The organism is Pseudomonas sp. NFACC32-1, from assembly GCF_900101215.1.
Classification (GTDB): domain Bacteria; phylum Pseudomonadota; class Gammaproteobacteria; order Pseudomonadales; family Pseudomonadaceae; genus Aquipseudomonas.
The window spans coordinates 1-4662 of sequence record NZ_FMUL01000037.1 but is presented as its reverse complement, the minus strand read 5'-3'; the positions used below and the strand labels follow the sequence as shown (position 1 = coordinate 4662).

Below are 4662 nucleotides of genomic sequence, written 5' to 3'. Positions count from 1 at the left end.
TGGTCATCTGCACCAAGCACCCGCCGATGCCACCGCAGTTCCTGGCCGAAGGCTCGGACAAGGTCACCATCAACGGCCAGCCCGCCGTGCGCAGCGGCGACCGCAGCACCTGCGATGCCAAGGTGGTGTCGTCCGGGCTGATCTCTCCGGATGTGACCATCGGCGGCGGTTCGGTGGTGGTGCGCGAGATCCGCAGCGGCAAGACACCGGGCGTGGGCCTGGCGGTGACTGCGTTGCTGATGCTCAAGGGTGGCAAGGGCAAGTTCCTGAGCAACCTGCCGTGCATGCTGGCTGGCGCGGCGGCCTCGATGGCCGTCAGTAGTGCGATGGGCGCGGCGGCCAATGCGGCCATGGGCTCGTCGAACCCGGTGCATGCCGCCACCGGCGCAAAAGTGCTGGGCGATGTCGAGGAGCTGGACTTCGTCTTGCCCGGGATCCTGCCCATCGACTGGCAGCGCTTCTATAACAGCCGCGACGAACGGGGCGACAGTTTGTTCGGCGCCGGTTGGAGCGTCGCCTACGAAATACGCGTGGAGGTCCTGCCCCATCCCGAGGGCGGCGAAACCCTGGTCTACACCGACGAACAGGGCCGCCGCATCGACATGGGCCCGATCCCCCTGGGCGGCGCCGTGTTCAGCCCCGGTGAAGGGCTCTCGGTCCGGCGGCACTCCGATGGAAAACTGCTGATCGAAAGCGCGGATGGGCTGTATCGCCTGTTCGAACCGACACCGGGCCATGCTGCGCAGCTGCGCCTCGATCAACTGGGCGACCGTAACGACAACCGCATCCATCTCGACTACGACGAAACCGGGCGCCTGGTGCGGCTGCGCGACAGCTTCGATCAGGTACAGGTCGAACTGGTCTACGACCAGCGCCGTCCACAACGCGTCAGTCGGATCGAACGCCTCTACCCCGACCAGCACCGCGAAGTGCTGATGCACTACGGCTACGACGCCCAAGGGGATCTGGCGCAAGTGCGCCACTCCAACAACCAGGTCAAACGGCGTTATGCCTACGACTCGGGGCGGCGCATGGTGGAGCACCAACTGCCCACCGGCCTGCGCTGTTTCTACGAATGGGCCCTGCTTGAAGACCGGGAATGGCGCGTGGTGCGCCATTGGACCGACGCTGGCGATACCTACACGTTCACCTATGATCTGGCCGGCGGCATCACCCGCATCACCGACGGCTTGAACCGCATCAGCACCCGGCGCTGGGACGAGCGCTACCGGATCACCGAAGCCACCGATGCACTGGATCGCACCTGGACCTTCCAGTGGAACGACGAAAGCCAGTTGCTGGGGGCCACCGATCCCAACGGCGGGCAGCATCGGTTCAGCTATGACGAAGCGGGCAATCTGTGCCAGACCCTCGACCCGCTCGGGCGCAGCGAGTCGACGCTGTGGCTCGAACACTGGGCCCTGCCCCTGGCTGAAACCGATGCCGCGGGCAACACCTGGCAGTACCGCTATGACGCGCGTGGCAACCGTATCCGTGAAACCGACCCACTGGGCCATGTCACCCGCTACCGCTACGACAACCACGGTCAGGTCGTCGAAATCATCGACGCCAGCGGTAAAAGCAAAACGATGCGCTGGACGCCGCTGGGTCAACTCAGCGAACACACCGACTGCTCCGGCTACACCACGCGACTGAGCTACGACGAGCGTGGGCTGTTGCTCGGCAGCACCGATGCACTGGGAGAACGCACCCGTTTCAGCTACGACGACCTGGGCCGATTGCTGAGCAAGCAACTGCCCGACGGGCGAACCGAGCACTATCAGCGCGATGCCAGCGGTCAGTTGATCGGCTACAGCGACGCCGCCGGGCACACCACGTGCTTCCAGCACACCCCAAGCGGCCAGTTGCACCTGCGCACCGACGCCCATGGCCGGCGGGTGGAGTTGAGCTACGACCACTACGGGCGCCTGCTGGCCCTGACCAACGAGAACGGCGAAAGCTATCGGTTCGCCTGGGATGCGGGCGACCGGCTGAGCACCCAGCAGAGCCTGGACGGCAGCCTCAAGCACTACACCTACGACGCACTGGACAACGTCACTCGCGTGCAAGCCCACGCCGCTCCCGGCAGCACCAACCTGGACCTCTCGCCACAAGCGCCCATCGTCCATGAACTGGAGCGCGATGCGGTAGGACGGCTGGTTGCCAAGGTCACCGCCGACGGGCGCACCGAATATCGCTATGACGCCCTCGACCAGGTCATTGCCGTAACCTTCACCAGCCTGACCGGTGACCAGCAGAGCGTCGGCTTCAGCTACGATGCCCTCGGGCAGTTGATTGCCGAACAGAGCTGGGCCGGATGCCTCGAGCATCGCTATGACGAACTGGGCAACCTCACCCAGACACAGCTTCCCGATGGCCGCTGGCTGAACCGCCTGCACTATGGCAGCGGCCATCTGCACCAGATCAACCTTGATGGCCAGGTCATCAGCGACTTCGAACGCGACCGTCTGCACCGCGAAGTACTGCGCACCCAGGGACGCCTCAGCACCCGCAGCGAATACGACCGCAGCGGTCGTCTGCGGGCTCGCCAGCGACGGCAGCAGGGCCAGTCGACGTTGCTGCCGCCAATAGCGCAGTCGCTGTTTGCCTACGACAGCAGCGATCAACTGGTGGAGCGCTTCGACAACCAGCCCGAAGCCCCTCATCGCCAACTGCTGCATTACGATGCCACCGGTCGGATCCTTGCCAGCCAGGACAACCTCAAGGGCCAGCGCGAAGGCTTCGCCTACGATCCATCGGCCAACCTGCTCGACGGACTGATGGGCACCGGGCATGTCACCCATAACCGCCTGTTGACCTATCAGGACAAGCGCTACCGCTACGACGGTTTCGGCCGCATGGTGGAAAAACGCAGCAGCCGACGCGGCGTACAGCGCTTCAAGTACGACGCAGAGCAGCGTTTGCTGGAGGTCCACAACGACAACGGCTCGGTCGTGAAGATGACCTACGACCCGTTGGGTCGACGCATCGAAAAGGCCGAATACGACCGTCACGCCAACGTGCTCGGCCGGACCCGCTTTACCTGGGATGCGCTGCAACTGTTACAGGAGCACCGCAACGGCCAGACCAGCCTCTACATTTATGCCGACGACAGCCACGAGCCCCTGGCCAGGGTCGATGGCATCGGTGAGCAGCAGAAAGTCCGTTATTACCACAACGATCTCAACGGCCTGCCCGAACAACTTTCCGAAGCCGACGGCCACACGCTTTGGCGTGCCCATTACCAGGTCTGGGGCAACACCGCCGAAGAGTTGCGCGAGCCGTATTTCATCGAAGAGCAGAACCTGCGGTTCCAGGGCCAGTACCTGGACCGGGAAACCGGCCTGCATTACAACACCCTGCGCTTTTACGATCCGGACATCGGCCGGTTCACCACCCCGGACCCCATCGGCCTGGCAGGTGGATTGAACCTCTACCAATACGCGCCAAACCCGGTGAGCTGGATCGACCCCCTGGGGCTGATGAAGTGCACGACCCCGCCGAAAGGTCGCAAGGTCAACCGGACGGTTTATCGCTTTGAAGAGCCTGGGCGGATCAGCACGACCTGGACGGTGCATAAATGGAACGTCGCCGCCCGACACCGTTATACCGCCCCCGGCCTGGGTGGCGTCTACGGCGCCAACTCGCGCAAGACCGCCATGGGCGAGGTCAATCACTGGGGCGTGGACCTGTCCACGCGGGTCCTGGTGAGCAAGAAAGTTCAGCTCAACAACGTCCTGGACCTGACCCGCGCCGATGTGCGCAAGCAATTGGGCGTGTCGCTGAAAAGCATCACTGGCAACAAATACACCCAGACCCACCAGATCGGCGCCTGGGCCAAGGCCAACGGTTATGATGGGATCCTGGCGCCGTCGGCGCGCAACCCGACCGGCAGTAATCTGATTTCCTTCGCGGGCTTTTAGAAATGGGACTGGAAGACGAATACGTCGGCGACGCCGACTGGCAAACCTTTGTGCGTCTGTATGAAGAGGACTACCTCGACGACAACGCCCGCACGCTCGCCAAGTCCATGGACGACAACCTCGACATGGCCGTGGTGCTCTATGGAAAACGAGGGCTCAAGGAAGGCCTGTGGTGGATGGAACAAGTCGTGCCGGCCTTGGGTAACAAACGCCCGGCCGATTGCCTCAAGAGCCCGAAGCTGATCAGGCGCCTGAGAATGGCATTGATGAGCATGCCTTGACCCCATAGGAAAAAGGATGCAATGGAAAGCATCGAAGTACATGCAAACGCATCCGCCAGACATCCGAGTCCCATGAGTATTCAATATGCCTGACGCACTCTGGGCGGCCCGCTTGGGCGATGCACTGGAACATACCTCGATGATGGCCGACATCCTCGGCGGCGTGCTGGAGGTGGCAGCGAATATCGCGATCACCGCCCTGGCCACCGCTGCCGTGGTGGCGGCCACCGGGATCACCGTCGCCACCGGCGGCCTGGGCTGTTTCCTGCTGGGCGCCGTGGTCGGCGCCGTCGTCGGCATCGCCATGAGCAAGACCGGAGCCGACAAGGGCCTGAGCAATTTATGCGAGGGCATCGGCAACGCCCTCTTTCCCCCCACGGTGCAGGCCAACATCCTCACCGGCTCCACCGACACGCTCACCAACAACATTCCCGCGGCCCGCGCCGCCGGAGCGATCG

At 63.6% G+C, this 4662-nt stretch carries 3 protein-coding genes; all 3 read left to right on the top strand.

Annotation, left to right across the window (positions count from 1 at the left end):
* On the top strand, positions 1-3923 hold a 3923-nt coding region (locus BLP99_RS25950; protein WP_092182171.1), incomplete at its 5' end, for an RHS repeat-associated core domain-containing protein.
* Positions 3924-3925: 2 nt separating this feature from the next.
* Entirely contained in the window at positions 3926-4204 is a 279-nt protein-coding gene (locus tag BLP99_RS25945; RefSeq protein WP_072399298.1) for a hypothetical protein, read from the top strand.
* Positions 4205-4289: 85 nt separating this feature from the next.
* Positions 4290-4662, top strand: a 373-nt coding sequence (locus BLP99_RS25940; RefSeq protein WP_143007995.1) for a hypothetical protein, incomplete at its 3' end; no start/stop codon positions are given.

Coding starts and splice junctions, on each gene's coding strand:
- BLP99_RS25945 (WP_072399298.1), top strand. CDS start 3,926: ATGGGACTGGAAGACGAATACGTCGGCGACGCCGACTGGCAAACCTTT.